A 25,226-nucleotide genomic window follows, 5' to 3' on the forward strand; every position below is an offset into this window, starting at 1 on the left:
TCTAGCCTCCTTGTTTGCGGCCCAACAATTCTGCCGCCAAGTCGCGGTAGGCGATGCTGCCTTTCGATGTCGGATCATACATCAATACCGGAAGCGCAAAAGACGGTGCCTCGCTGACACGCACGTTGCGCGGTATGATTGTCTTGAAGACAAGATCACCAAGGTTGTCACGAGCATCGCTTTCAACCTGCCGTGACAGATTGTTGCGGGTGTCATACATCGTCAGAACGATCCCTTCGATGCGCAACTTCGGATTCGCGGTCTGTCGGACCTCGCGCACGCTGAGCATAAGCTGAGACAGGCCCTCCAGCGCGAAAAATTCGCTTTGCAGGGGGATCAGGACACTGTCGGCCGCGACCAGAGCATTTACCGTCAGCAAGTTCAGTGACGGCGGACAATCAATCAGGACATAGTCGATCTTTAGCGCATCAAGCCCCGGCGCGCGCAGGGCATCATGCAGCAAATGACTGCGTTTTTCATTGGAAACCAGCTCGATATCCGCCGAAGACAGGTCTGTCGTTGCGGGCGCGATCAGCAGGTTTTCGACATCCGTTTCCTGAAGAATGTCGATCAGCGGAGCTTCTTCCAGCAGAAGATCATAGGTTGTCAGCTCGCGGTCGCTCATGTCCACACCAAGCCCGGTTGATGCGTTGCCCTGAGGATCAAGATCAACAAGCAGCACCGTTTTTCCGACCTCGGCAAGCGCCGCGCCCAAATTGATGGTCGTCGTCGTTTTCCCGACCCCGCCCTTCTGGTTTGTGACCGCGATAATCTTGGTCCGATGCTCGCGAAGAGTGTCAGGCACGGGTGAGGTCTCCGATTTTCAGAATGGTGGCGCTTGGGTTGGTTTTGCTGGGATATGTATCAAGCTCGAACCGCCAATGATCAAGAGCTTCATCCAGTTCCTTGTTGAAATTCTCGCCTTTCAAAAAAAGGCACACCCCATTTTCGGTCAGGTGACGCGATGCGTAGCCCAGAAGGTCGCTCAGCGGCGCCAACGCACGGGCGGACACGACATCGGCGCCCAACGGCGCGACACTTTCGATTCGGTGCGCCTCAACTGACGCGCGGATGCCGGTTTCCCGGATTACGGTTCGTAGAAACGTGGCTTTGCGCAAATCGCTTTCTACGCAAACTGTTGTTCGGTCGGGATCAGCCTCGGCCGCCAGAATCGCTGTAACCAGGCCGGGGAACCCGCCGCCTGCCCCCATATCACACCACATATTGATGTTTTTTGGAGCCAGGTCATAAATCTGGGCCGAATCAACAAAATGTCTGGACCAAAGATCTGGCAGCGTTGAGTGCGCGACCAGATTGATCGCGGGGTTCCACTTGGTCAACAGCGCGGCATAGACCTCTAGTCGCTGCATTGTTTCACGTGAAACATCAAGCTGATCCGACGACTTCGCGCTCATCAGGCTGATTTCTTCTTCTGATTTTGCCGCAGTCTGGCCAGAATAAGCGTCAGCGCTGCTGGCGTCACTCCTTCGACCCGCCCGGCTTGAGCAAGGGTTCTTGGGCGTGCGCGCGAAAGCTTGTCGACAAGCTCGTTCGACAGGCCCTCCATCGCTTCATACTGGAAATCGCTTGGTATCTGCCATGCTTCGTCACGGCGAAGCGCCTCAACATCGCGGGCTTGCCGGTCAATGTAGTTCGCATATAGGGCGTCGCGTGAGGCTTGGACCTGAATTTCGTGTGGTATAGCATCAAACGTCTGATCCAGCTGGATAATCTTCTCGAAGTCCATGTCCGGAAAGGCGAGCAGGTCAAACGCTGTCCGCTTGGTTCCGTCTTTGCGAACGGTCAGCCCCAGTTTCTCCAAGTCCTGCGGGGTGAATGTTCGCGCGGTTAGTTGCTCCTTAGCCTTTGCCAAGACCGCCGATTTATCCAGAAACACTTGGCGACGAGCCTGACTTACGCAACCAAGCTCAATGCCCAGCGGCGTAAGGCGCTGGTCTGCGTTATCGGCACGCAGCGACAGCCGGAATTCAGCGCGAGATGTGAACATTCGATAAGGCTCGGTGACGCCTCGAGTGATCAGATCGTCGATCATAACGCCCAGATAGGACGATGAACGCGAAAACACCACCGGGTCACGGGCCTTGGCAGCGAGCGCTGCGTTCAGGCCGGCAACGAGCCCCTGCGCGGCGGCTTCCTCATATCCTGTGGTGCCATTGATCTGGCCTGCCAGATATAGGCCCGACACCTCGCGCAGCTCCAAAGTTTCGGTCAATGACCTTGGATCAACGTAGTCATATTCAATCGCGTATCCGGGCTGAAGAATCTCGGCAGACTCCAGGCCATGGATCGAGCGAACATAGGCTTCTTGCACATCGATCGGGAGCGATGTGCTGATCCCGTTTGGATAAACGGTGTGATCGTCGATGCCTTCTGGCTCAAGGAACACCTGGTGCGAGCTCTTGTCGGCAAAGCGCACGATCTTGTCCTCAATCGAGGGACAATAGCGCGGCCCAACACCATCGATCTGGCCACCATACATCGCAGAGCGATCAAGGTTTTCTCGAATGATATCATGAGTTTGCGAGTTTGTATGAGTGATCCCGCACGATACTTGCGCGGCTGAAGGCTTGGTGTTCAGGAACGAGAACATCACCGGGGCATCATCGCCGGGCTGCATATCCAGAACATCCCAGTTGATGGTCCGCCCATCCAGCCTTGGTGGCGTCCCTGTCTTCAACCGCCCAAGCGAAAGCCCAAACCCGTCGATGCGTTCGGCAAGCTTGACCGAAGGACGATCCCCCATTCTTCCGCCTGACGAGGTCTTGTCACCCACATGAATGATTCCCCGCAGAAACGTGCCGGTCGTCAAAATCACCGCAGCGGCATGAAGCTCTGACCCATCCAGAAGACGCACACCGGCAACGCGCGCGCCCTTCATTAGAAAATCTACGGCCTCGCCCTCAACCACAGTCAGATTTGGTGTTGCGGCGATCTCTGCCTGCATCGTTTGACGATAGATCTTGCGGTCAGCCTGCGCGCGTGGACCTTGCACCGCTGGTCCTTTGCGTCGGTTCAAAAGCCGGAATTGAATGCCCGCTTTGTCAGCGACGCGCCCCATCAACCCGTCCAGCGCATCAATCTCTCGCACCAGATGGCCTTTTCCAAGCCCTCCGATGGCTGGATTACACGACATAACACCAAGATCTTCCTTGCGCAGCGTGATAAGGGCCGTTTTCGCACCAAGTCGAGCCGACGCATGGGCAGCATCGGCGCCAGCGTGGCCCCCACCAACCACAATCACATCAAAGTCGCGATGTTTCACGTGAAACACTCCAATCCGTCAACTCAGGTCGTTACTTTCCAAGGCAAAAGCTTGCAAAGATTTCATCCAACAGGTGCTCTACATCGACACGACCAACCAAACTATCAAGGGCTCTGATCGCTGTTCTGATCTCTTCTGCGGCAAATTCTGCACGCTCAGGACCGTGTTGTATCTCGATTCGAGCATCTTCCAAAGCGGCAAGCGCACCGGTCATGGCAACCCTGTGCCGTTCACGGGTTGCGATGCCGGCGCCTTGAACCCGTCGCTCTAGAACCGAGGCGATGCGGTTGATAAGCTCATCCACCCCCTGCCCGGTGCGCCCAGACACAGAAAACCCGGCCGATGCGCTCAGATCGGCTTTCCCATAGACAACAATATCGTCGTCACGGGGTTGCATCAGAAGCTCGTCCTGCGCTGAATCCAAAAGAAAAACCCGCAGATCAGCGGCTTGAGCACGCGTCAATGCGCGCTCGACACCAATCGCTTCGATTTCATCCGTTGCTTTGCGAAGGCCAGCAGTATCAAGAACCGTAACCGCAAGCCCGGCAAGCTCCATCTGAACCTCGATCACATCTCGCGTTGTGCCCGCAATCTCAGAGGTTATCGCGGCATCGCGACCCGCTAGAGCGTTCAGCAATGTCGATTTACCAGCATTCGGCCGCCCGACAATCGCCACTTCAAAACCGTCGCGTATGCGTTCTGCAATCCGCGTTCCCAACGTTTCCTTGCGCAGCTTTGTCAGCACATCATCCAAAAGAGCGTTCACTTCGGGCGAGACATCGACCGGAACATCTTCGTCTGCGAAATCAATGGTCGCCTCAAGCAACGCCGCCGCTCGGATCAGATCGCGCCGCCAGCCTTCTGCCGTATCACCAAGCGCGCCAGACAGAACAGCGAAGGCCTGACGCCGCTGCGCTTCGGTTTCCGCATCAAGCAAGTCGGCCAAGCCTTCAACCTGTGCCAGATCGAGACATTCGTTTTCCAAGGCGCGGCGCGTAAACTCCCCAGGCTCTGCAAGGCGAAGGTTTGGAATACGAGAGAGCGCGGACAGCACACCTCGCTCGACAGCACTTGAACCATGCAGCTGAAGCTCGACGACATCTTCCCCGGTAAAACTGGCACCCGAGTCAAAACAGATCACCAGCGCTTCATCCAAGATGGTGCCGTCAGTCGTTCTTAGCTTTCTCAGCCCTGCATTGCGGACGGGTGGAAGGCTGCCTGCCATCTGTCGCGCAGCCGAAAACGCATGTGGCCCGGAAATCCGGACCACTGCAACACCCGCTTTCCCGCGGGCACTGGCAAGAGCAAAAATCGTATCCATATATCTAACCCATTGTTTTATAACAATAAGTTACGTGTTCATTGAATCAAAGAACTCTGCATTCGACTTCGTTTGTTTGAGCTTCGAGATCAAGAATTCAATCGCGTCTGTGGTGCCCATCGGATTCAAGATACGACGAAGCACAAAGGTTTTATGCAGATCTTTTGCATCAACAAGCAGTTCTTCCTTCCGCGTGCCGGACTTGAGGATGTCGATGGCTGGGAATACCCGCTTGTCAGCGACCTTGCGGTCCAGCACAATCTCGCTGTTGCCGGTGCCTTTGAATTCCTCAAAGATCACCTCATCCATCCGCGAACCGGTATCGATCAAAGCGGTCGACACGATGGTCAGCGACCCGCCCTCTTCAATATTCCGTGCAGCACCGAAGAACCGCTTTGGGCGTTGCAGCGCATTGGCATCCACACCGCCGGTCAAGACCTTGCCAGAGGACGGCACAGTCGTGTTGAAGGCACGTCCCAGACGTGTGATCGAGTCCAGCAAGATCACGACATCACGTTTGTGTTCGACCAAGCGCTTGGCTTTCTCGATCACCATCTCGGCGACGGCCACGTGGCGGGTGGCGGGTTCGTCGAAGGTCGATGATACAACTTCGCCCTTCACTGACCGCTGCATGTCGGTCACTTCTTCCGGGCGCTCGTCGATCAGCAAAACGATCAGATAGCATTCCGGGTGATTGGTTTCGATCGAATGGGCGATGTTTTGCAACAGCACGGTTTTACCCGTCCGCGGCGGCGCCACGATCAATGCCCGTTGGCCTTTCCCGATCGGTGACACCAGGTCAATGATCCGGGCCGAGCGGTCTTTGATGGTGGGGTCTTCAATTTCCATCTTCAGGCGTTCATCGGGATACAACGGGGTCAGGTTGTCAAACGCCACTTTGTGTTTGGCCAGCTCCGGATCGCCGAAGTTGATCTTTTCAACCTTCGTGATGGCAAAGTAGTTTTCGTTTTCCCGTGGGGCCTGAATGATCCCTTCGATCGTATCACCAGTGCGCAGCGAATACTGGCGGATCACGTCGGGGGAAACGTAAATATCATCAGGACCTGACAGATAGTTCGCTTCGGGTGAGCGCAGAAAGCCAAAGCCGTCTTGCACGACTTCCAACACGCCGTCGCCACCGATGATCCATTCATCATCCGCCAGCTCTTTCAGGATCGAGAACATCATCTCGCCCTTGCGCATGGTGGATGCGTTTTCGATTTCAAGCTCTTCCGCCATGTTCACAAGCTCTTTCGGGCTTTTGGCTTTGAGTTCAGCTAGATTCAGACGGTTTTCGGACATGGGGATGCTCTGATTGGCCTCAAGACAGCAAAAATTTGGACAGATGCGGTCTGATTAGAAATGGGAAATGCGGACAGCCGGACGGCTCGCTTGACGCCGACATATGCGCGATTGCCGCACGAGTCAACGATTTCAGAATTTAACAATCACTGAAAACACGATCACAAGCATCAGCAATGTCGGGAATTCATTCATCATCCGATAGCGACGGCCGGTCAGCGTGTTGGTCCCCGCGATGAAATCTTTGCGCCGCCCTGCAAGCCACATATGAAACCAGGTCATCAAAATCACGGAAAGCCCCTTGGTCCATGGCCAAACCATCGACCAATCGACAATCCCCGGCGTGAACACCAGACACAGCCCGAAGATCCAAGTGCTGATCATGGAGGGATTCATGATCGCTTTCAAAAGGCGACGTTCCATCGTCTGAAACAGATCATCGGTTTCATTGCCCGATCCGACGACTTCTACGTGATAGACAAACAGACGAGGCAGATAGAACAGCCCTGCCATCCAAGCGATCACCGAGATGACATGAAGCGATTTTGTCCATGGATAAACATCAGCAAGAAAATCACCCATTCTAAGCACTCCTTGTCTGACCACCGGGTTCAGGCCTTCTTAAAATAATAAAGAAGAGAAAGAAAAGATGATGTTTTTGTAGGGCCTGTGGATAATGGGGATTAATGGATTATCCCGCCCCTTTCGCACAGAGGCAAAAGCAGAGGATACTTTTCTGGATAAATCACGGATGACGTGAAAAACAAGGAAGAAGCGGGCAGTTCCAATGGGGATAACTCAAGGGACAGTTTCGAACCGTTTCCTGATATCCACACCAACAGAAGAATTTTCCCAACAGTGGAAGAATTCAGGATTTTATCTTAGTGGTGGGATGAGTTATCCCGGATCGAAGTCAGGGCACGGTTTTCCATGTTTTTCGACACCGGAACAAACAGAGTTTTTCCACAGGGTTATCAGATGAGCGCCACGTTGATTCTTGCCTCTCGTTCGGAAATCCGGGCGCAACTGTTGCGAAACGCTGGTGTTGATATCGAAATTCAACCCGCCCGTATAGACGAAGAAACGATCCGCGCCTCGCTGGAGGCCGAGGGCACCTCTCCGCGCGATCTGGCCGATGCGTTGGCTGAGTTCAAAGCCCGCAAGATAGCAGACAAGAACCCCGATCGGCTGGTTCTGGGCTGTGATCAGATCGCAGAGATTGGCGGAAAGGTTCTGTCAAAGCCCCGCGACCCGGACGACGCAAAGGCTCAATTGATGGAGATGTCAGGCCAGACGCATCGCCTCTTGTCGGCCGCGGTCTTGTATGAAGATCGCAAGCCCATCTGGCGTCAGGTGGGGATGGTTCGTCTGCGGATGCGAGACTTGTCTGCGGCCTATGTCGACGACTACGTCACCCGCAATTGGGACAGTATCCGCCATTCTGTCGGTGCCTATAAGCTCGAGGAAGAAGGCGTTCGGCTGTTCGCAAAAGTTGACGGCGATTATTTCAATGTTTTGGGTTTGCCGCTGACCGACCTGCTGTCATACCTGATCTTGCGAGGAGATCTTAGAATATGAGCGAAACACGCATCCCTTTGGCTGGTGTAATCGGGGATCCGATTGAACACTCTTTGTCCCCGCGACTGCACGGCCATTGGCTCAAAACATTGGGCATCAACGGGCACTATATCCCGATGCGAGTCGTTAACGAAGACTTGGAGCGGGTCGTGCGCACTTTGCCCAAGGCCGGGTTTGTTGGCGTGAACGTTACGATACCGCACAAGGAAACCGTGTTGTCGCTGGCAGATATCGTCACCGACCGCGCTGCGCTGATCGGGGCGGCGAACACGCTGATTTTCCGCGCCGATGGGAAAATCCATGCCGACAACACAGACGGCTACGGGTTCACGGAAAACCTGCGTCAGGGCGCGCCGGGATGGACGCCGACGGCTGGGCCAGCCGTTGTTTTCGGGGCGGGGGGTGCTGCGCGGGCTGTCATCGCCTCTTTGATCGAGGTGGGCGCGCCGGAAATCCGGTTGGCCAATCGCACCCGCGCGCGCGCCGATGCGTTGCGGGCGGAGTTCGGTACCCGCATCAAGGTCTTTGACTGGCTTCAGGCCGGCAACATGCTGGAAGGCGCGGCAACGGTCGTGAACACCACCTCGCTTGGGATGGTGGGCAAGCAGGAATTCCGGGTGCCGCTTGATGGCTTGAAGCCCGGTGCGGTGGTGACGGATCTGGTCTATACACCGCTCCGCACGCACTTCCTTAGCGAAGCTGAAAAGGCCGGCTGCACAGTGGTGGACGGTTTGGGCATGTTATTGCATCAGGCCGTGCCAGGCTTTGAACGCTGGTTCGGATTGCGACCGAAGGTGGATGATGGCTTGCGCGCGGCCGTAATTGGTCGATGAGCGGCCCGTTTATCATTGGACTGACCGGCTCGATCGGGATGGGCAAATCTACCACCGCTCAGATGTTTGCCGACGAGGGCGTTCCGGTCTGGGACGCAGACGCCGCTGTGCACCGGATCTATGCGCCCGAAGGGGCAGCGGTCGCGCCGGTGCGCGCGCTTTGCCCCGAGGCGATTATCGACGGTGGCGTTGATCGTGATGCGCTGAAGACGTGGATCGCAAGCGACGACAAGGCATTGAAAAAGCTGGAAGAAGTCGTTCATCCACTGGTCGCATCAGACAGAAAAAGGTTTCTAGCCGACACCCGGTCCCCGATCGTTGTCCTGGATATTCCGCTGCTGTTTGAAACCGGCGCCAACCGCCATGTCGATCTGGTTGTCGTTGTATCTGCCCCATCAGACGTGCAACGCGACCGCGTGCTATCACGCGGGTCGATGACAGACGCCCAGTTCAAGACCATCCTTGCAAAACAGCTTCCAGATGCCGAAAAAAGAAGCCGGGCGGATGTCGTGATCCCGACGGAAACGATGGACGGGGCGCGGCATGCCGTGAAACAGGTGCTTGCCGACGTGAAGGAGCGGTTGGACCATGCGTGAAATCGTGCTTGATACTGAAACCACAGGGTTCGACCCCGAAAGCGGGGACCGGATCGTTGAAATCGGCTGTCTTGAGCTGTTCAACCACATGCCGACCGGAAAGACCTACCATCAGTATATCAATCCCGAACGCGACATGCCGGACGAGGCGTTCGGCGTGCACGGCATTGGCCCAGACCTTTTGATCCAACCACGACCCGCCGCGAAAGGCGAGGTGACGTTGAAGGACAAGCCAGTTTTCAAATCTGTGGGTCAGGCGTTTGTCGATTTCATCGGTGACGCGAAGCTTGTGATCCACAACGCCAGCTTTGACATGAAGTTTCTGAATGCCGAGCTGAAATGGATGGGTCTGCCAGCGATCCCTTGGGAACAAGCCACTGACACACTGGCCATTGCGCGCAAGAAGTTTCCCGGCTCGCCTGCATCGTTGGACGCCTTGTGCAGACGGTTCGGCATCGACAACACCTCTCGGACGTTACACGGCGCGCTGTTGGACAGTGAAATTCTGGCCGAGGTCTATTTGGAGCTGATCGGTGGACGCCAGCCCGATCTGGTGCTTGCCGCAGGGTCCGGGTCCGACACAACAGGCGCCAGGACCGAGGCTTGGCGGCCGCAACCCCGGCCCCAACCGCTGCCCCCGCGGATCAGTCAAAAAGAAGCCGCCGCCCATGACGCTTTTGTTGAAAAGCTGGGCGACGGCGCGCTTTGGAAAAAGTTCAGCTAAGGCGTTCTGACTACCTTAGCTTACCGGCGTGTCACCGCGTTCGGCAGCAGCCCGGCGCTCGATTTCGTGACGATACAGCGCAAGGAAGTCGACCGTATCCAGATTAAGCGACGGGAAGCCCCCGTCACGGGTCACGTCTGCCACGATACGACGCACAAACGGGAACAACATGCGCGGGCATTCGATCATCAGAAACGGGTGCATCTGATCTTCGGGCACGTTTTCGACCTGAAAGATGCCTGAATACTCAAGCTCCATCAAAAACAGCTGCTCGCCACCGTTCTTGTTCTTCGACCCGACCGTGTATTTGGAGATAACCTCGAACTGGTTGTCACCGGTGCGCTTCTTGGCGTCCAGGGCGACCTCGACGCTGATGTCGGGTTGAACCTCTCCTTGTGCGCCCTTTTGCGCCAGGATGTTTTCAAACGACATGTCGCGAATGAATTGGCCAAGAATTTGCATCTTGGGGGGAACGGGGGCTTTCTGTTCAGCGGCTTGTTCGGCCATTGTCTTCTCCTTCGGGAAAAACCTTTGGATCGTCCTTATCACCTTGGTCGCGGGCCCTCAACCAAGGGGTTTCACCGCGCGAAAATTGCGGGTATTTGATCACTATGACAGAGATGATCCCCGCTTGGTGCGACGACACGCTGACCCCGGTTGAAAAGCTTGAGGCCCACAAACAGGGTCTGAAGCACAAAGCCGTGTCGGTTTTTCTGTTTCACGGTGACAAAGTGCTGATCCAGCAGCGCGCGGCAGAAAAATACCATACGCCAAACCTGTGGGCGAACACCTGTTGCACCCATCCGCATTGGGGCGAAGACCCCGCATTGTGCGCCCAGCGTCGGTTGGAAGAGGAATTGGGCATCACCGGCTGTATGCCGAAATGGGTCGAAAATCTGGAATACCGCGCTGATGTTGGCGGGGGCCTGGTCGAACACGAGGTCGTCGACCTGTTTGTCATTCACTGTGACGCGATGCCCAGCCTGACCCTGAACCCAGCAGAGGTTCAGGCGGTGCAATGGCTGACCCGCGAATCGCTAGAGCAGCAGATCGCGCACACGCCCGAGGTCTTCACCCCGTGGCTCAAGATCTACATGTCAGAACACGCACGCTCAGTTTTTGGTCCAGCCTGACGGACCATCCACGCGAGGATGCTTTGATTGGTTTTCCGGCGTGACGTCCGTAAAATCCGCGTCAATCACATCTTCGTCCTGCGGCGGACGGGCGTGCGGGTTCTGCGACCCCATGCTGAAAGACTGCACCTGCACACGTGCACGCACCCAATTATACACCGCGCGGCGAACCGCCGGGATCAACAGCGAAAAACCAACGAAATCGGTGAAAAACCCCGGTGTGAGCAGCAGAGCGCCGGAAAACAAGATCATCGCGCCGTGGGCCAAAGGCTCGGTCGGATCGTTCAGTTGACCGAAGCTTTCACGCAGTTGTGACATCGCCAAGGCACCTTGCGCCCGCATGAGTTGGGTGCCGACGATCGCCGTCAAAACGACGATCGCGAGCGTTGGCCACAAGCCGATTGCGCCCCCGACTTGAATGAACAAGGCGATCTCGATCAGCGGAACGGCGATGAATAGCGCAAAAAGCCACATGAGGCTGCACTCCTTTTCGTTTCGAGCAGTGGACTTGACCCCGCACAGCACCTACATATGTCACCGGTTAGCGCGTTTCCATATGGCGCTTGAAAAGAGGTATAAATGAGCTCACCCCTGATCCAGCTTCTGGTTCTTGCCGGAATTGCCCTGTTTCTGATTTTGCGACTGCGCGACGTGCTTGGCACGCGTGAAGGTTTTGAAAAGCCTGTAGTGACCCGCAATGATGATCGCGCCATCGCGCGCGACCAGTTTGAAGTCATTGAAGGTGGCCCGGACAGCGACATCACGGACCACGTTCCCGACGGAAGCCCGGCCGCCAAGGCGCTTGCCGCCATGAAGGGCGCCGAACCAAGCTTTAATGTCAGCGAATTTCTGGGGGGCGCGCGGGGCGCCTATGAAATGATCCTGATGGGGTTTGAAGCTGGCGACATGGCGAAGATCAAACCGTTTCTGTCCGACGAGGTTTACGATACCTTCGCTTCGGTCGTCGAGCAGCGCGAAAAGAAGGGCCTGTCAGTCGAGGCAAACTTTGTCGGGCTGCGTGAGCTGAAGCTTGTGGATGCCGAATTTGACCCCGACAGCCGCGAAGGCGAAGTCACGGTGCGCTTTATCGGAGAGCTGACGTCGGTCTTGCGGGACAAGGGCGGCGACATCATCGAGGGCAACCCGAACGAAGTTAAGCGCCAGAAAGACATCTGGACCTTCGCGCGCGTCATGGGATCGAACAACCCGAACTGGCAGCTTGTTGCCACAGGTGGATGATGTTTCGGGGGCTGGCATGCGCGCTGGCCCTTTTGGGCGCCCCGGCTTTCGCTGGGTTGCAGGATGCCGACGTTTCGATCCTTGCTTTTGACGAGCTTGAGGGCTGGGAACAGGACGACCACCAAGCCGCATTGTCGGTCTTTCTGGACACCTGTCGCGATCTTGATGATCCCCGGTGGCGGCCGATTTGTGCGCTTGGCGCAACGCAAGAAGACGGCAAAACATTTTTTGAACTGTTTTTTCGTCCTGTCCTGATCAAGGACGGCAACGACCCGCTTTTCACCGCCTATTACGAACCTGAGATTCGAGGGTCTCGGACCGAGACGCTTCGGTTCCGACATCCGGTCTATCGCAAACCACCAGAGCTGGGTGCAAACGACCTTTGGTTGTCGCGGCGCGATATAGAAGAAGGTGGTGTGCTGCGCGAACGTGGTCTTGAAATCGCGTGGGTCGAAGACCCGGTCGAACTTCAGTTTCTGCAAATTCAGGGGTCGGGTCGCATCCGGCTGCCTGACGGAAGCACCATCAGGCTGGGGTATGGCGGATCAAACGGCCACAGCTTCAAATCTCTTGGGAAAGAGCTGGTTCGCCAGGGTGTCTATAACCGGCATCAGGTCTCGCAGCGCGTTATCCAGAATTGGGTGAAGCGAAACCCCGAAGCAGGGCATGAGCTTTTGATGTCCAACCCGTCCTATGTCTTCTTTCGCAAAATCGGCAAAGTGGCGGCTGAAAAGGGACCACTTGGGGCGATGAACCGATCCATTACGGCGCACAGATCGCTGGCGGTGGACCCGAAATACACGCCGCTTGGCGCACCGGTTTGGCTTGAAAAAGACGGCGAAGAACCCTTTCGCAGACTCATGGTCGCGCAAGATACCGGGTCGCGGGTGAAGGGTGCGCAGCGTGCCGATATTTTCTGGGGAACCGGGGATAAGGCGGGGCTTCTGGCAGGCAGGATTCGCGACACCGGCCGGATGATCGTGTTGCTGCCGATCCAGCGCGCCTTCGCCATCCTGCCAGAGGAATAGGCCCGTGCGACGCCCCAGACATCTAAGCGCTGAAGAAAAGGCGCTTTGGAAGAAGGTGACAGACAGCACGGACCGGCTGCACCCGCTTCAGCGCAAGCCAGACCAACCTTTGCCTGACCGCCCGCGAAAACCGGTGCCACCTGTGCAGACCGACCTATCCCGGTTTCGGGTGGGCGAAAGAACATCCTCAAGCACCCGACCGCATGAACTGGCGCCGGTTCTGGCTGATGCGATCGCCCAAAAGCCCGTCGCGATGGATCGCAAGACCTTTGGCAAGATGAAAAAGGGGCGGCTTTCCCCTGAAGCCCGACTTGATCTGCACGGTATGACGATCGCCCAAGCTCACCCAGTGCTGACCCGCTTTATACTCGAGGCTGCCGCATCCGACCGGCGGTTGGTGCTGATCATCACCGGTAAGGGCAAGCACCGCGACGACGGCGGCCCGATCCCGGTGCGCCATGGCGTTCTGCGCCACCAGGTGCCCCATTGGTTGCATACGATGCCGCTGCGCCAGCACGTGCTTCAGATCACCGAGGCCCATTTGAAACATGGTGGTCAGGGCGCCTATTACGTCTACCTGCGGCGGCGACGCTAGCGCCTATTGAGCAAGGTTCGGAACGATCAGGCGTGTAGCGTTCTGCACAACAAGCACCGTGCCCGGTATCAGGCCGATCCGTGCCGAAGGGTCGGCGCCATAAGCCGCCCCTAGGTCAGGCACTTTCCGCAGCAGGCGCAAAAAGGACGGTGAGGCAAGCGCCGTTGCGTGATCAATCTTGCCATCGCTGAAGGCAGAGATATCAACCATCGTCACGTTAAGCTCGGCAAGCTGTTCGACATCCGTTGTGTTGCCCAACCGCGCAGTTTGACCGGTTAGCCCAGCTGACAGCCGTAATGCGATGTCGCGCGTGGACGAGAAGATATAGAACGGCTCGGGCAGCTTGCCGATCCGGTTTGCCTGTTGGCGAAACACGTCGATGTCGATGTCGGGTGAAATCAGCACGACGCCACCGATCTTGCGCAGCCCCTTCTGACCATCGGCGATCGCCATCTGGCGCATCGTCTCCATCGCCAACAAGGCACCCATCGAGTGACCAACCAGAAGGATTTCGTCCACCCCGGCCTCGGACACGGACCTTAGCGTCGTTTCCAACCCGTCACGTGCAATCAACATCGAATCCCGGTCATAACCATATCCCAGCGGGTGCCCCGCGCTGGGCCATGAATAATGGACCGGCAAGAAGGGCAGGCCCAGATCCTCGGTCAGCTGCGCAAACCGATAAAGGCCTTCTGAAAAGTTGTTGTTGAAACCGTGGACAAACACAATCGCCGTGCGGGATTCCGACCGGCGCGAGCGAAGCTCTTGACGCAAGGCGCTGTTGAAGGCCTCGGATGTTGCGATGGGCGAGAAGTTGTCGAGCAGGAAGTGCTGGGCAGGATCCGGTTTGGCTGAATATGGCCAATTGATGCTTCCCGGCTCCCGCTCTGGCGGCACAGAGACATCGAAGCGACCGAAAATCAGGTTACGACTGCGGTTTCCGCTGGGAAACCCCATCTCGTCGATCTCACGCGTGGTGCCGACATAAATGCGTTGCAGGTCGCCCGTCTGACCGGCGCCGGCAAACAGGGTAAGCTCCCCACGCGGAGCGCAGGAAACGAGCAGCAGGAACAAAGTCAGGTGATGGAATAGGCGCAAACGGGGTCTCCTCGGATCATCCATTGGATAACCGAGCTTTCCCCGCCTGCATAGCCATCAAAGCATGTAGCGGCTCACATCGGTCGAGGTCATCAGCGCCCCAAGGTTTTTCTGAACGAACCCTTTATCAACGGTCACTGTTTCGCCCGGTTTGTCAGGCGCGGTGAAGCTAAGCTCTTCGAACACGCGTTCCAGCACGGTGTAAAGACGTCGTGCGCCGATGTTTTCAACGCTCTGGTTCACCTCAGCCGCGATGCTGGCCAAGGCCGCAATTCCGTCTTCGGTAAAGTCGACGGTTACCTGCTCGGTGCCCATCAAGGCTGTGTATTGGCGGGTCAGCGCGTTGTCGGTTTCGGTCAGGATGCGCACGAAATCTTCTTCCGTCAGGGCGCGAAGCTCGACCCGAATGGGAAGGCGGCCTTGCAGCTCGGGCAGAAGGTCAGACGGCTTGGCGACATGGAATGCACCTGATGCGATGAACAAGATGTGGTCGGTCTTGACCGGCCCATGCTTGGTCGACACGGTCGTGCCTTCAATCAGCGGCAGCAGATCGCGCTGCACACCTTCACGGCTGACATCGGCCCCGCGCGCATCGGCGCGGGCGCAGACCTTGTCAATTTCGTCTAGGAACACGATGCCGTTCTGCTCAACCGCTTCCAACGCCGCACGGTTGACGGTTTCGTCATCCAAAAGCTTGTCGGCTTCGTCCGAGATCAGCAGGTCATAGCTATCGCGCACGGTGATCTTGCGTTTCACGGTGCGTTGCCCAAACGCTTTGCCGAACATATCGCCAAGGTTCATCATGCCCATGCCCTGCCCCGGCTGACCCGGCACGTCGAACATCTGCATCGGGTTCGAGCTGTCAGCGATATCAATTTCGACCTCGTGATCGTCCAGCTCGCCAGACCGCAACTTCTTTCGAAACATTTCGCGCGTGGCGTCGCGCGCATCGGTGCCGGCAATCGCTTCGATCACACGATCTTCGGCGGCGGCTTCGGCGCGGGCTTTCACGTCTTCGCGCATTTGCTCACGGGTTTGCATGATCGCCGCATCCACCAGATCGCGCACGATCTGTTCGACGTCGCGACCGACATAGCCAACCTCAGTGAACTTTGTCGCCTCAACTTTAATGAATGGCGCGCGCGCCAGTTTGGCCAGCCGGCGGCTGATCTCGGTCTTACCAACGCCAGTGGGGCCGATCATCAGGATGTTCTTGGGGTACACCTCGTCGCGCAGATCATCGGCCAATTGCTTGCGCCGCCAGCGGTTGCGCAGCGCCACGGCCACGGCGCGTTTGGCGTCTTTTTGCCCGATGATATAGCGGTCCAGCTCGCTGACGATTTCGCGGGGGGTCAGGTCGGTCATTTGCTGATCTCCTCAACAGTCAGGTTGCCGTTTGTGTAAACGCAGATGTCAGCGGCAATCGCCATGGCTTTGCGCGCCACGCCTTCGGCGTCCAGATCGCTTTCCATCAACCCGCGCGCGGCGGCCAGCGCAAAATTGCCGCCCGATCCAATGGCGGCCACGTCATGTTCCGGTTCCAGCACATCGCCCGCGCCGGTGATGACCAGAAGCTCCTTCCCGTCGGTGACGATCAGCATGGCTTCGAGCTTTTGCAGGTATTTGTCTGTCCGCCAGTCCTTGGCCAGCTCGACCGAAGCGCGCGCCAACTGCCCTGGTGTCGCCTCCAGCTTCTTTTCCAGACGCTCAAGCAGGGTGAACGCATCCGCGGTGGATCCCGCAAACCCCGCCACAACATCAAACCCGCCGGGTGAAAGCCTGCGCACCTTGCGCGCGGTGCCTTTGATTACGGTTTGACCAAGGCTGACCTGCCCGTCGCCCGCAATTACCACTTTGTCGCCCTTGCGCACGCCGATGATTGTCGTGCCGTGCCAGCCGGGGAAATCTGTCTCTGCCATGTCGCCTCCGTTCGATTTCATCCTATATGGACGTGGGTGCCGGGTCAGACAAGCACCTCGGCTTGTTCTTGTTGCTGCGCAGGGCTAGCGTGCAGCCATGGCCGAAAAGAAAATCCTTCGCGTTTATCTTAATCCCGACATGTTGGATCATGCGCGGAATGGAGGATTCAACTTCGTTAACCGGATCGCAAATGCGTTGGAGCCACGCGGGTTTCGCATCGAGTTTCGCAAGAATAGTGACGTAGAGCGGCTGAAATCGGCCGGTCGTAAGGGCTACTCTCTGTTCTTGATGGACGATCCGATTCACGCCAAGGCGCTGACCATGAGGCGCAGTTACTTCTACCCCTTCTGGCGGATCGAGGCGTCGGCAAAGCGTTGGGAGTTCGAAGTTGCCCAGACGCCATTTGATGCGGCAACCATTGATGGCGCGGCTGCAACCGATTGGGCAGACAAGTGGCGGAAGTGGTTGTTCAAAGGGGAGGCGAAAGCGGTGTCTCGCGACGGCCCGATTTATGTGCCGCTTCAGGGAAAGCTGCTGCGTCAACGAAGCTTTCAATCCACAAGTCCGGTCGAGATGTTGGACCTAACCGCGACCCGGTTCCCGGCGCATGTCATTCTGGCAGGGCTTCACCCCGGCGAGGTGTATTCCGAAAAGGAACGTCTTGCCCTGGATGGCCTGCGCCAGAAACACCCGAATTTGACGATCACGACAGGCGACATGACGCAGGCGCTGAAAACCTGTCGGCTTGTGGTCACGCAAAACTCATCCGCCGCGTTCTTCGGCTATTTTTTCCACAAGCCCGCAGTGCTGTTTGGCAAGATAGATTTTCACCATATTGCATCGAACACGCACGACTTGGGCATCGACGATGCCTTTACCGCGGCGTTGGGGTCGCAGCCCGAATTTGATCGGTATCTCTACTGGTTCACCATGATGAATGCCATTCGCGCGGATGCCGAAGATTGTGAAGACCAGATCCTGAAAACCCTTGCCCGTCGCGGTTGGCAGGTGGATTAGAGCCTATTCCAGCCAACCTGACAGATTGCGAGCGGCGACACCAATCAGGGCCTCGATATGGGCGTCGTCGTCATTCAGACAGGGAATATAGGTGAAACTTTCACCGCCCGCCTCGACGAAAGCCTCCTGAATTTCTTCCTGAATTTCCTCAAGCGTTTCGATGCAATCCGCCGAGAAGGCAGGCGCGATTACAGCGATGTTCTTTTTGCCGGTTTCAGCAAGCCGCGCGACCTCTTTCACGGTGTAGGGCTTGAGCCATTCTTCGGGTCCGAAAACGGATTGGAAGGTGGTTGTGATGTCTGCCTCGTCCCAGCCCAAGCGCTCTTGCAGCAAGCGGGTGCTTTTCTGGCACTGGCAGTGATAGGGATCACCTTGCTTCAAATAGCGTTCGGGCATGCCGTGATAGGACACAACCAATAGATCAGGTCGCTTGGGCATTGCGGCATAGCCGCGTTCGACCGACTGCGCCAGCGCGTCGATATAGGCGGGGTCGTCGAAATAGGGCGTGATGGTCCGGCTCGCCGGTTGCCAGGCTTCCTCCATCAGGGCGCGGAAGAACTGGTCGTTTGCTGTGCCCATCGTCGCGCCCGCGTATTGTGGATACAGCGGAAAAAACAGAATGCGGTCGCAGCCTGCGGCCACCATTTCCTGCACCTTCGATTTGGTAGAAGGGTTGCCATAGCGCATGCAATAATCAGTCACGACTTCTGCCCCAAACCGCTTTTCCAACCCGGCGCGCAGCTTGTCGACCTGTTGCTTTGTGATGGTCATCAGCGGGCTTTCGTCCAGATCTTCGTTCCAGATCGACTTGTATGCCTCGCCTGACGAAAAGGGGCGTTTGGTCAGGATGATGCCCTGCAGGATCGGCTGCCATTTCCACGCGGGGTAGTCGATCACCCGCTTGTCCGACAGAAACTCGTTCAGATAGCGGCGCATGGACCAATAATCATAGCCGTCGGGCGTGCCCAGATTGGCGAACAGAACGCCGACCTTGCGGGCGGGCATTGTGGGGTGATCAGCAGGTCTTTTCATAATCATGGTTACGCTCCGTTTCGCACCTTGGATCAATCGCGGGACACGGGTCTGGTGTCAATCGGGCAATTTGCTTTCGTCCGTGCCAAGCGCGTCTGCAAGCCGTGCGGCAGCTGATCCAGGCCGAAGTGGCTTTGGCTGACTGTCATCCGGGGCCCAGCCGGTCAGAAACACCAAATCGAAGCTTGCTGAAATGCGGTTCTGGTCGGCTGGAAAATGCGCTGCATAGCGCGACTCTATCTCGCGTAAGAATGCGCGCGTGAGTGGCGACTTCAGTCTCTGTTCCAGCGCATTTCGCTCTCCCATCAGTCTCAGATCGCGAAAAAGGGCAGTGGCAGAACCATAGGTGACCTCTCTCAAATCGCTGTCCGCTACCGGAAGCGCAAAGCCTGCCCGTTGCAGCAGCGCGCCAAGGTCGCGGATCTCTCCCATCGGGAGCACGCGAGGGGACAGACCTCCGGTCTGGGCGATTTCGACTTCGGACAAAATGGCGCGCAGTTCAGCCAAGGTTTGTCCGCCAAACAGGACGGCCATGAAAAGTCCGTCGGGTTTCAGCGCGCGTTTGGCTTGTATCAGCTGCCCGACCGGGTCGTTGGACCAGTGCAGCGATAAGCCGTGAACGACCAGATCGTGAGCGCCTTGATCCAAATCGAGCACATCCTGATCAGCTACAATCTTGGCATCGGGGAAGGCGTTGGACCAGATTTCTGGAAAACCTGTCACAATCGCCGGCTTGGTAAACGTTCTGTTAACCTCTGTTAGGCGATCCTTGACCTCATCCGCGGCAAGCTCGTGCAGGAACATCCCGCTTGTGCGGGCGCGTTTGCGGTTCTGTGCAAGCTGGCCAAGGTCGGTAAGGTTTGGCGGTGTATCCGGATCTGGCCGTGTCATGGGCGCGGACCATAGATGGAAGGATAAAAAATGCAATCGGTGCTGAGCGTCCTTTACCCGCCGAAATGTATTAGCTGCGATGCACCAACGGAAACGGATTTTGCCCTTTGCGGGGCTTGTTGGCGGGAAACTCCGTTCATCGAAGGACATGTCTGCGATCTGTGCGGTGATCCTTTGCCCGGCGAAGCGGATGGGCACGAAGATTATTGCGACGCCTGCCTTGCGACCCAGCGACCCTGGTCGCGGGGTCGGGCGGCGTTGCTATACAAGGGGAACGCACGGCGTTTGGTCTTGGCGCTCAAGCACGGAGATCGACCAGAGCTGGCGCGCGCGGCTGCGCCTTGGCTGGCGCGTGCTGCTACACCATTGCTTCTTGCCGACACGTTGATCGTGCCGGTTCCGATCCATTGGTCAAGGCGGCTGAAGCGTCGCTATAACCAATCTGCAGAGCTTGGACGGGCCTTGGCGCGCACCCTGTGCCTTGACCACCAGCCGGACGCCTTATGCAGGCACAAGCGCACCCGCCCGCACGAAGGCATGGACGCCGAAACCCGGTTCGCAAATATGCAAAACGCTGTTCTTGCGCACCCAAAGCATGGCAAGGTTCTGGCCGGGCGGAACGTTCTTGTCCTTGACGATGTCATGACCTCGGGCGCCACCTTCGACGCGGCAACCCACGCGTGTCTGGACGCGGGCGCGAAATCGGTTCAGGTGCTTGCCCTTGCCCGCGTTGCGCGTGATGCCTAGATCCTTATAGTTCAGACACCACCGATTGGGCAGTAAGCGGAGCGGCAGATGAAGCCAGTTACGATCTACACGACGCAATTATGCGGCTTTTGCCATGCGGCAAAGCGGCTTTTGACCAGCAAAGACATCGCGTTCGACGAAATCGACGTGGCGATGAACCCCGACAAGCGACAGGAAATGATGTCGCGCGCGCATGGGCGCCACACCGTGCCGCAGATCTTTATCGGTGACACCCATGTCGGGGGCTGCGACGAGCTGTATGCGCTAGAGCGCGAAGGCAAACTTGACCCACTTTTGGCTGCGTAGGGCATGAAGGTTGCGCTGATCCAGTTCACGGCAGGCGACGATCCCCAAACCAATCTGGCCGTTGTTCGCACCATGATCCGTGACGCAGCGCAGGCAGGTGCGCGTTTTATCCTGACGCCCGAAGTCTCGAACATCATTTCGACCAGTCGCCGCCATCAAAACAAGGTGCTTCATGCGGAGCAGGACGATCCCTTTCTGGCTCGCCTGCGCGAAGAGGCCCGCGCGCTGGGCGTCTGGCTTCTGATCGGCTCGCTTGCGATCAAGGCAGGCGATGAAGATGGGCGCTTTGCCAACCGCTCTTTTCTGATTTCGCCTGATGGGTCGGTGGTTGCGCGCTATGACAAGATCCACATGTTCGACGTGCAGATCGACGAAACAGAGACCTACCGCGAAAGCGCAGCCTATCGTCCGGGCACCAAGGCGGTTGTCGCCGACACGGAGTTTGCGAAAATCGGCATGACGATCTGTTACGATATGCGGTTTCCACATTTGTATCGCCGCCTTGCGAAGGCGGGCGCGACAATCATTACTGTGCCAGCCGCATTCTCTCCCGTCACCGGCAAAGCGCACTGGGAAAGCCTGCTGCGCGCACGCGCGATCGAAAACGGTGTGTTCATTCTTGCCCCGGCGCAATGCGGACAGAACGGGCCAGCCCGCGCGACGCATGGGCATTCGCTTGTGGTTTCCCCATGGGGAGAGGTTTTGGCGGATGGTGGCGAGGTGCCGGGCATCACAATGGTTGATCTTGATCTAGCGGACGTGGAACAGTCGCGCCGACGCGTGCCGTCATTGAACCATGATCGCGAAATAGAGGGCCCCTGATGTCAGAAAGTTCGGTTGAAACCCTTTCGGTCGCCCTATTCAGCGAAATGTTCATGGCAGACCAGCTGGCGCGCAACCGCCTTTCGAAAGCCTTGCCAAAAGGGATGGAGCTGAGCCATTTTTCAGTGCTCAACCATCTGGCCCGGGTGAACGAGGAAAAAAGCCCTGCCCAATTGGCGAAGGCGTTTCATGTCACGCGTGGCGCCATGACCAATACCTTGAGCAAGCTGGAATGGGCCGGACACGTTCATATCCGCCCCGACTGGGACGACGCGCGCCGTAAATTTGTGTCGATCTCGCCGTCCGGTCGGTCGGCGCGTGATGTCGCCCTTCAGGCCATCACACCGATCATCGCCAACATGGTCACCAAAATCGGACCCGAGAAGGTGCGAAACGTGCTTCCCGTGCTGCGCGAAATGCGCCAGCTGTTCAGCGATTTGGAATGAGGGCGCTTGAATTTGACACCGACTTGATGGTTCAGGCGGGCCAATGCGACGTTGTGGACCTGCCAGACCGCATCATACAGACCACGCCGGCCGAGCCGAATTTCTGGTTCGGGAACCGGGTGCTGTTTCGTGATCCGCCACGCGACGCAGCGCAAGTGATCGACGGCTTCCACGGGGATCTTCCGCATACCCGGCACATCTGCCTTGGCTGGGATATTCCAAATTTGCCGCTTGACCATGTCAGGACGGTTTTTGCTCAAACCGATCTGGTCGTCGAGCAATCCGAAACGCTGGCCCTGCGCGGAGAGCTAAACCGTGCCAGCGCCCCAAAGGGCCTCACCATTCGACCGCTTGTGAGCGCTGCGGACTGGGCGCAGAGCGAGGCGATCTCCAAGCGTGATCTGCTGGCCGACAAGATGCCGGTTCGCGGCATGGACAGCTTCCTGTCCAAACGCTCGAAAGGGCGGCGGGCCCAGATCGAAAAGCGGATGGGCCAGTGGTTCGGGGCTTTTCGTGGGGCCGATCTGGTCGGTGATATGGGCATCTTTCATAACGATCGGCTGATCCGCTATCAGTCAGTGCAGACGCATTTCGACCATCGACGCCAAGGGATCTGTTCGGCCCTTCTTTGTGCGAGCCTTGATTGGGCGCGAGCGCGGGCGCCTGATGCATTGGCTGTGATTGTGGCGAACGCAGAAAGCGACGCCGGGCGACTATACCGTCGGGCGGGTTTTGCAGCCTTGGAAACCACGATCAGCGCGTTTCGCCCACCTGATGACGGCTAGGCGCGCTGTGCGGCTTTAGCCTTTGGGTTTCACACAGGCGACGGCATAGTTCACTGACAGATCCGTGTCCGAGATTGACCAGCTCCAACCAAGCGGGCTGAACACCATGCCTTTGCGGTCAACGACGCGCAGACCCGCGCTATCGATCAGCGCAACCAGTTCGTCCGGGGTGATGAATTTGGACCATTCATGCGTTCCCTTGGGCAGCCAGCGCATTACATGCTCGGCCCCGACGATCGCGACCATGAAGCTCTTCGGATTGCGATTGATTGTCGACGCCACCATCAGCCCGCCGGGTTTCAGCAGTTGCTGGCACGCCGTCAGATAGGCCAGGGGATCGGCGACATGTTCGACCACTTCCATGTTCAGAACGACATCAAACTGCTCGCCCGCATCGGCCATCGCTTCGGCTGTGGTGTGGCGATAGTCGATCTTGAGCCCCATTTGTTCGGCATGTAGCTGCGCCACCGGAATATTGCGCGGTGCGGCATCCGCGCCAATCACCGTGGCGCCAAGGCGCGCCATGGGCTCTGACAAAAGCCCGCCGCCACACCCGATATCCAGAAGGCGCAACCCCTTGAACGGCATGATATCATTCAGATCACGACCGAATTCAGCAGCGATCTGGTTTGTGATATAATCCAGACGCACCGGGTTCATCATGTGCAGCGGTTTGAACTTGCCGGTCGGGTCCCACCATTCGGCGGCCATGGCTTCGAACTTGGCGACTTCGGCGGGATCGACAGTTGTTTTGGCTTCTGCGCTCATGACGGGGCTTTCTTTCTGATGGCAGGCACGTTCGCACCATTATATAGAGGACATATGGACAAGGCCGCTGGAAAAAACAACGCCACGCAAAGGCTCTTTCGCTCGATCGACCCCTTTGATCGGCGGATGTTGGATGTGGGCGATGGGCATAGGCTGTATGTCGAGCAAAGCGGCAATCCGCACGGAATACCGGTTGTTGTTCTGCATGGTGGACCGGGGGGTGGGTCGTCACCCGCGATGCGGCGGTTCTTTGATCCAGAGCAGTATCGCATCATCCTGTTTGACCAGCGTGGCTGCGGCCGGTCGCGTCCGCATGCCAGTATCGAAGCCAACACCACATGGCATCTGATCCGAGATATCGAGCATATTCGCCTGACATTGGGCATTGACCGCTGGATCGTGTTTGGTGGCAGCTGGGGTGCGACGCTTGCTCTGATTTATGCTCAGGAACACCCCGCCCAAGTGGCATGGCTTGTCCTGCGTGGTGTGTTTCTGGCCACGAAAGCTGAACTTGACTGGTTCTATGGCGGCGGTGCCGGGCGCTTCTGGCCCGAACTTTGGAGCCGCTTTGAAGAGATGATTCCCGAAGCTGAGCGCTACAACATGATTGCGGCATATAATCGCCGCCTGTTTTCAGGCGACTACCGGGAGGAGGCTCGCTTTGCCAAGGCGTGGACGGGGTGGGAAAATGCGCTGGCGTCGATCCACAATACGGGTGCGATGATCGAAAGCCCTGCCGACTATGCCCGTGCTTTTGCCCGGCTGGAAAACCACTATTTCACCAACGGTGCCTTTTTGAACGAAGATGGCCACATCCTGCGCGGAATGCCGCGTATCGCCCATATTCCGGGCACGATCGTGCAGGGGCGTCATGACATGATCTGTCCGCCCACAACAGCGTGGACGCTGCACCAACGCTGGCCGTCGTCCGAACTGCGCATGATCCACATGGCTGGTCATGCCTTGTCAGAACGCGGTATCGCTGACGAACTGGTGCGCACGATGGAGAAGCTGGCCCGACAGCGCGACACGTTGGGGGTTTAGAGACTCAGCTTGCATCCGGATGCCTTCTGACCTATATCCCTTTTCAACAGCGGTGCTTCGGCCTCCACCCCCGAAGCTCCACCGGAAATTCCGACGGGCCCGCTGGCCCGTTTTTTTGTTTTGGAGAGATGTGTGAGCAACCTTGTTGCCAAAGCAGCGATCGACCGACGTCTGGCCGATATCGTCCAACCCGTGATCGAAGGGATGGGGTTCGAGCTTGTGCGCCTGCGCCTGATGGGTGGCAACACGCCCACATTGCAGATCATGGCCGAACGCCCCGAAGGCGGTATCGAAGTCGATGAATGCGCCGAGATTTCGACCGCGGTCAGCGCGATCATGGATGTCGAAGACCCGATCGAAGACAACTATACGCTCGAAGTTGGGTCGCCCGGCGTTGATCGCCCCCTGACGCGCCTGAAAGATTTCGAAGCCTGGAGCGGCAATGTCGCCAAGATCGAAACATCAGAGCTGATCGACGGACGCAAGCGGTTCAAGGGAACGCTCGCCGGTGTCGAAGGCAACGAAGTGCTGATCGAAATCGAAAACCACGGCGAACCCGTTACGATCGGTCTGGACTTCGATTGGCTGTCAGAAGCCAAGCTGGTTCTGACGGATGACCTTATTCGCGAGGCCCTGCGCCAACGCAAGGATGCTGGGCAAATCGACGAAGCCCAGTTTGATGAAATTCAAGAAATCACCGGTTCTGAGGAGGACTGAG

30 protein-coding genes are annotated in these 25,226 nt (G+C 57.5%); 16 read left to right on the plus strand and 14 right to left on the minus strand.

The genetic code is table 11. The annotated features are described in order from the left end of the window. Position 1: 1 nt before the first annotated feature. The 6 genes from ACXYMP_RS01550 to ACXYMP_RS01575 all read right to left on the minus strand — a co-directional run bounded on the left by ACXYMP_RS01550 (position 2) and on the right by ACXYMP_RS01575 (position 6,488). A complete protein-coding gene (locus ACXYMP_RS01550) occupies positions 2-805 on the minus strand; it encodes a ParA family protein (protein WP_298566893.1) in 804 nt (267 codons plus the stop codon). After that, a complete protein-coding gene (rsmG, locus tag ACXYMP_RS01555) occupies positions 798-1,415 on the minus strand; it encodes a 16S rRNA (guanine(527)-N(7))-methyltransferase RsmG (RefSeq protein ID WP_458903901.1) in 618 nt (205 codons plus the stop codon). Before rsmG ends, ACXYMP_RS01550 begins: the two co-directional genes overlap by 8 nt. Further along, positions 1,415-3,283, minus strand: a complete 1,869-nt coding sequence (gene mnmG / locus ACXYMP_RS01560) for a tRNA uridine-5-carboxymethylaminomethyl(34) synthesis enzyme MnmG (protein ID WP_458903903.1) — start codon at positions 3,281-3,283, stop codon at positions 1,415-1,417. The genes rsmG and mnmG overlap by 1 nt, the downstream gene beginning before the upstream one ends. 31 nt (positions 3,284-3,314) lie before the next feature. Next, the gene (mnmE, locus tag ACXYMP_RS01565; protein ID WP_458903905.1) at positions 3,315-4,604 is read right to left on the minus strand and encodes a tRNA uridine-5-carboxymethylaminomethyl(34) synthesis GTPase MnmE; all 1,290 of its coding nucleotides are present in this window, start codon (positions 4,602-4,604) and stop codon (positions 3,315-3,317) included. Positions 4,605-4,634: 30 nt separating this feature from the next. Continuing rightward, positions 4,635-5,906 carry a transcription termination factor Rho gene (rho, locus tag ACXYMP_RS01570; protein ID WP_298566898.1) on the minus strand — a complete coding sequence of 424 codons (1,272 nt, stop codon included), beginning with the start codon at positions 5,904-5,906 and terminating at the stop codon, positions 4,635-4,637. 132 nt (positions 5,907-6,038) lie between these two features. Then, positions 6,039-6,488 carry a CopD family protein gene (locus tag ACXYMP_RS01575; RefSeq protein ID WP_298566899.1) on the minus strand — a complete coding sequence of 150 codons (450 nt, stop codon included), beginning with the start codon at positions 6,486-6,488 and terminating at the stop codon, positions 6,039-6,041. A gap of 396 nt (positions 6,489-6,884) precedes the next feature. Here ACXYMP_RS01575 and ACXYMP_RS01580 point away from each other — a divergent pair, with 396 nt between their 5' ends. The 4 genes from ACXYMP_RS01580 to dnaQ are packed head-to-tail and all read left to right on the plus strand — an operon-like array spanning position 6,885 to position 9,637. Further along, positions 6,885-7,484 (plus strand): Maf family protein, encoded by a 600-nt coding sequence (locus ACXYMP_RS01580; protein ID WP_458903908.1) that lies wholly within the window; start codon positions 6,885-6,887, stop codon positions 7,482-7,484. Continuing rightward, on the plus strand, positions 7,481-8,317 hold the full coding sequence (locus ACXYMP_RS01585) for a shikimate dehydrogenase (RefSeq protein WP_298566901.1): 837 nt from the start codon (positions 7,481-7,483) through the stop codon (positions 8,315-8,317). The genes ACXYMP_RS01580 and ACXYMP_RS01585 overlap by 4 nt, the downstream gene beginning before the upstream one ends. Continuing rightward, positions 8,314-8,913: a dephospho-CoA kinase gene (gene coaE / locus ACXYMP_RS01590; RefSeq protein ID WP_298566902.1), complete on the plus strand. Its 600-nt coding sequence runs from the start codon at positions 8,314-8,316 to the stop codon at positions 8,911-8,913. The genes ACXYMP_RS01585 and coaE overlap by 4 nt, the downstream gene beginning before the upstream one ends. Continuing rightward, entirely contained in the window at positions 8,906-9,637 is a 732-nt protein-coding gene (gene dnaQ, locus ACXYMP_RS01595) for a DNA polymerase III subunit epsilon (RefSeq protein ID WP_298566903.1), read from the plus strand. Before coaE ends, dnaQ begins: the two co-directional genes overlap by 8 nt. Positions 9,638-9,652: 15 nt before the next feature. Here the strand turns inward: dnaQ and secB are convergent, their stop codons facing one another. Further along, a complete protein-coding gene (gene secB, locus ACXYMP_RS01600) occupies positions 9,653-10,144 on the minus strand; it encodes a protein-export chaperone SecB (protein WP_298566905.1) in 492 nt (163 codons plus the stop codon). A gap of 104 nt (positions 10,145-10,248) precedes the next feature. On the opposite strand from secB, the gene idi reads away from it, so the two are divergent. Continuing rightward, on the plus strand, positions 10,249-10,770 hold the full coding sequence (idi, locus tag ACXYMP_RS01605; RefSeq protein ID WP_298566906.1) for an isopentenyl-diphosphate delta-isomerase: 522 nt from the start codon (positions 10,249-10,251) through the stop codon (positions 10,768-10,770). Here the strand turns inward: idi and ACXYMP_RS01610 are convergent. After that, a complete protein-coding gene (locus tag ACXYMP_RS01610; protein ID WP_298566907.1) occupies positions 10,750-11,244 on the minus strand; it encodes an FxsA family protein in 495 nt (164 codons plus the stop codon). The genes idi and ACXYMP_RS01610 overlap by 21 nt on opposite strands. A 105-nt stretch (positions 11,245-11,349) precedes the next feature. Between ACXYMP_RS01610 and ACXYMP_RS01615 the strand changes: the two genes are divergently transcribed. Genes ACXYMP_RS01615 through ACXYMP_RS01625 form a run of 3 tightly spaced genes read left to right on the plus strand, consistent with a single transcriptional unit; the run spans position 11,350 to position 13,632 of the window. Next, on the plus strand, positions 11,350-12,009 hold the full coding sequence (locus ACXYMP_RS01615; protein WP_298566908.1) for a Tim44/TimA family putative adaptor protein: 660 nt from the start codon (positions 11,350-11,352) through the stop codon (positions 12,007-12,009). After that, positions 12,009-13,037, plus strand: coding sequence for a murein transglycosylase A (mltA, locus tag ACXYMP_RS01620; protein ID WP_298566909.1), 1,029 nt, complete (start codon positions 12,009-12,011; stop codon positions 13,035-13,037). Before ACXYMP_RS01615 ends, mltA begins: the two co-directional genes overlap by 1 nt. 4 nt (positions 13,038-13,041) lie before the next feature. Further along, positions 13,042-13,632, plus strand: a complete 591-nt coding sequence (locus ACXYMP_RS01625) for a Smr/MutS family protein (protein WP_298566910.1) — start codon at positions 13,042-13,044, stop codon at positions 13,630-13,632. 3 nt (positions 13,633-13,635) lie between these two features. On the opposite strand, the gene ACXYMP_RS01630 is transcribed toward ACXYMP_RS01625, so the two are convergent. Genes ACXYMP_RS01630 through hslV form a run of 3 tightly spaced genes read right to left on the minus strand, consistent with a single transcriptional unit; the run spans position 13,636 to position 16,649 of the window. Then, positions 13,636-14,730, minus strand: coding sequence for an alpha/beta hydrolase (locus ACXYMP_RS01630; protein ID WP_298566911.1), 1,095 nt, complete (start codon positions 14,728-14,730; stop codon positions 13,636-13,638). A 57-nt stretch (positions 14,731-14,787) separates the two neighbouring features. Beyond that, positions 14,788-16,095 carry an ATP-dependent protease ATPase subunit HslU gene (gene hslU / locus ACXYMP_RS01635; protein WP_458903914.1) on the minus strand — a complete coding sequence of 436 codons (1,308 nt, stop codon included), beginning with the start codon at positions 16,093-16,095 and terminating at the stop codon, positions 14,788-14,790. Then, complete coding sequence (gene hslV / locus ACXYMP_RS01640) at positions 16,092-16,649, minus strand: ATP-dependent protease subunit HslV (protein WP_298566914.1); 558 nt, start codon at positions 16,647-16,649, stop codon at positions 16,092-16,094. The genes hslU and hslV overlap by 4 nt, the downstream gene beginning before the upstream one ends. Before the next feature lie 97 nt (positions 16,650-16,746). Between hslV and ACXYMP_RS01645 the strand changes: the two genes are divergently transcribed. Next, positions 16,747-17,667, plus strand: coding sequence for a hypothetical protein (locus tag ACXYMP_RS01645; protein ID WP_298566915.1), 921 nt, complete (start codon positions 16,747-16,749; stop codon positions 17,665-17,667). A 3-nt stretch (positions 17,668-17,670) separates the two neighbouring features. On the opposite strand, the gene hemH is transcribed toward ACXYMP_RS01645, so the two are convergent. Further along, positions 17,671-18,705, minus strand: a complete 1,035-nt coding sequence (gene hemH, locus ACXYMP_RS01650) for a ferrochelatase (protein WP_458903916.1) — start codon at positions 18,703-18,705, stop codon at positions 17,671-17,673. Positions 18,706-18,756: 51 nt separating this feature from the next. Then, a complete protein-coding gene (locus tag ACXYMP_RS01655) occupies positions 18,757-19,590 on the minus strand; it encodes a methyltransferase domain-containing protein (RefSeq protein ID WP_458903918.1) in 834 nt (277 codons plus the stop codon). A gap of 30 nt (positions 19,591-19,620) precedes the next feature. Here ACXYMP_RS01655 and ACXYMP_RS01660 point away from each other — a divergent pair, with 30 nt between their 5' ends. From ACXYMP_RS01660 to ACXYMP_RS01680, 5 genes are read left to right on the plus strand one after another with little or no spacing between them, the layout of a single operon-like run. Then, positions 19,621-20,337 (plus strand): double zinc ribbon domain-containing protein, encoded by a 717-nt coding sequence (locus ACXYMP_RS01660; RefSeq protein WP_458903920.1) that lies wholly within the window; start codon positions 19,621-19,623, stop codon positions 20,335-20,337. A 48-nt stretch (positions 20,338-20,385) separates the two neighbouring features. Next, positions 20,386-20,643 (plus strand): glutaredoxin 3, encoded by a 258-nt coding sequence (gene grxC, locus ACXYMP_RS01665; protein ID WP_298566919.1) that lies wholly within the window; start codon positions 20,386-20,388, stop codon positions 20,641-20,643. Between the two features lie 3 nt (positions 20,644-20,646). Next, positions 20,647-21,465, plus strand: coding sequence for a carbon-nitrogen hydrolase family protein (locus ACXYMP_RS01670; protein ID WP_298566920.1), 819 nt, complete (start codon positions 20,647-20,649; stop codon positions 21,463-21,465). Continuing rightward, the gene (locus tag ACXYMP_RS01675; protein ID WP_458903923.1) at positions 21,465-21,911 is read left to right on the plus strand and encodes a MarR family winged helix-turn-helix transcriptional regulator; all 447 of its coding nucleotides are present in this window, start codon (positions 21,465-21,467) and stop codon (positions 21,909-21,911) included. The genes ACXYMP_RS01670 and ACXYMP_RS01675 overlap by 1 nt, the downstream gene beginning before the upstream one ends. After that, complete coding sequence (locus tag ACXYMP_RS01680; protein WP_458903925.1) at positions 21,908-22,696, plus strand: GNAT family N-acetyltransferase; 789 nt, start codon at positions 21,908-21,910, stop codon at positions 22,694-22,696. The genes ACXYMP_RS01675 and ACXYMP_RS01680 overlap by 4 nt, the downstream gene beginning before the upstream one ends. A gap of 15 nt (positions 22,697-22,711) precedes the next feature. Here the strand turns inward: ACXYMP_RS01680 and ubiG are convergent, their stop codons facing one another. Next, the gene (gene ubiG, locus ACXYMP_RS01685; RefSeq protein ID WP_298566924.1) at positions 22,712-23,464 is read right to left on the minus strand and encodes a bifunctional 2-polyprenyl-6-hydroxyphenol methylase/3-demethylubiquinol 3-O-methyltransferase UbiG; all 753 of its coding nucleotides are present in this window, start codon (positions 23,462-23,464) and stop codon (positions 22,712-22,714) included. 54 nt (positions 23,465-23,518) lie between these two features. Here ubiG and pip point away from each other — a divergent pair, with 54 nt between their 5' ends. Both pip and rimP read left to right on the plus strand, forming a co-directional pair. Beyond that, positions 23,519-24,508 (plus strand): prolyl aminopeptidase, encoded by a 990-nt coding sequence (gene pip, locus ACXYMP_RS01690; RefSeq protein ID WP_298566925.1) that lies wholly within the window; start codon positions 23,519-23,521, stop codon positions 24,506-24,508. 132 nt (positions 24,509-24,640) lie between these two features. After that, positions 24,641-25,225 carry a ribosome maturation factor RimP gene (rimP, locus tag ACXYMP_RS01695; protein ID WP_298566926.1) on the plus strand — a complete coding sequence of 195 codons (585 nt, stop codon included), beginning with the start codon at positions 24,641-24,643 and terminating at the stop codon, positions 25,223-25,225. Position 25,226 lies beyond the last annotated feature (1 nt).

It is taken from the genome of Aliiroseovarius sp. CAU 1755, assembly GCF_054482655.1.

Coding starts and splice junctions, on each gene's coding strand:
- rsmG (WP_458903901.1), bottom strand. CDS start 1,415: ATGAGCGCGAAGTCGTCGGATCAGCTTGATGTTTCACGTGAAACAATG.
- mnmE (WP_458903905.1), bottom strand. CDS start 4,604: ATGGATACGATTTTTGCTCTTGCCAGTGCCCGCGGGAAAGCGGGTGTT.
- rho (WP_298566898.1), bottom strand. CDS start 5,906: ATGTCCGAAAACCGTCTGAATCTAGCTGAACTCAAAGCCAAAAGCCCG.
- ACXYMP_RS01575 (WP_298566899.1), bottom strand. CDS start 6,488: ATGGGTGATTTTCTTGCTGATGTTTATCCATGGACAAAATCGCTTCAT.
- ACXYMP_RS01580 (WP_458903908.1), top strand. CDS start 6,885: ATGAGCGCCACGTTGATTCTTGCCTCTCGTTCGGAAATCCGGGCGCAA.
- ACXYMP_RS01585 (WP_298566901.1), top strand. CDS start 7,481: ATGAGCGAAACACGCATCCCTTTGGCTGGTGTAATCGGGGATCCGATT.
- coaE (WP_298566902.1), top strand. CDS start 8,314: ATGAGCGGCCCGTTTATCATTGGACTGACCGGCTCGATCGGGATGGGC.
- dnaQ (WP_298566903.1), top strand. CDS start 8,906: ATGCGTGAAATCGTGCTTGATACTGAAACCACAGGGTTCGACCCCGAA.
- secB (WP_298566905.1), bottom strand. CDS start 10,144: ATGGCCGAACAAGCCGCTGAACAGAAAGCCCCCGTTCCCCCCAAGATG.
- idi (WP_298566906.1), top strand. CDS start 10,249: ATGACAGAGATGATCCCCGCTTGGTGCGACGACACGCTGACCCCGGTT.
- ACXYMP_RS01610 (WP_298566907.1), bottom strand. CDS start 11,244: ATGTGGCTTTTTGCGCTATTCATCGCCGTTCCGCTGATCGAGATCGCC.
- ACXYMP_RS01615 (WP_298566908.1), top strand. CDS start 11,350: ATGAGCTCACCCCTGATCCAGCTTCTGGTTCTTGCCGGAATTGCCCTG.
- mltA (WP_298566909.1), top strand. CDS start 12,009: ATGTTTCGGGGGCTGGCATGCGCGCTGGCCCTTTTGGGCGCCCCGGCT.
- hslU (WP_458903914.1), bottom strand. CDS start 16,095: ATGACCGACCTGACCCCCCGCGAAATCGTCAGCGAGCTGGACCGCTAT.
- hslV (WP_298566914.1), bottom strand. CDS start 16,649: ATGGCAGAGACAGATTTCCCCGGCTGGCACGGCACGACAATCATCGGC.
- ACXYMP_RS01645 (WP_298566915.1), top strand. CDS start 16,747: ATGGCCGAAAAGAAAATCCTTCGCGTTTATCTTAATCCCGACATGTTG.
- hemH (WP_458903916.1), bottom strand. CDS start 18,705: ATGATTATGAAAAGACCTGCTGATCACCCCACAATGCCCGCCCGCAAG.
- ACXYMP_RS01655 (WP_458903918.1), bottom strand. CDS start 19,590: ATGACACGGCCAGATCCGGATACACCGCCAAACCTTACCGACCTTGGC.
- ACXYMP_RS01660 (WP_458903920.1), top strand. CDS start 19,621: ATGCAATCGGTGCTGAGCGTCCTTTACCCGCCGAAATGTATTAGCTGC.
- grxC (WP_298566919.1), top strand. CDS start 20,386: ATGAAGCCAGTTACGATCTACACGACGCAATTATGCGGCTTTTGCCAT.
- ACXYMP_RS01670 (WP_298566920.1), top strand. CDS start 20,647: ATGAAGGTTGCGCTGATCCAGTTCACGGCAGGCGACGATCCCCAAACC.
- ACXYMP_RS01675 (WP_458903923.1), top strand. CDS start 21,465: ATGTCAGAAAGTTCGGTTGAAACCCTTTCGGTCGCCCTATTCAGCGAA.
- ACXYMP_RS01680 (WP_458903925.1), top strand. CDS start 21,908: ATGAGGGCGCTTGAATTTGACACCGACTTGATGGTTCAGGCGGGCCAA.
- ubiG (WP_298566924.1), bottom strand. CDS start 23,464: ATGAGCGCAGAAGCCAAAACAACTGTCGATCCCGCCGAAGTCGCCAAG.
- pip (WP_298566925.1), top strand. CDS start 23,519: ATGGACAAGGCCGCTGGAAAAAACAACGCCACGCAAAGGCTCTTTCGC.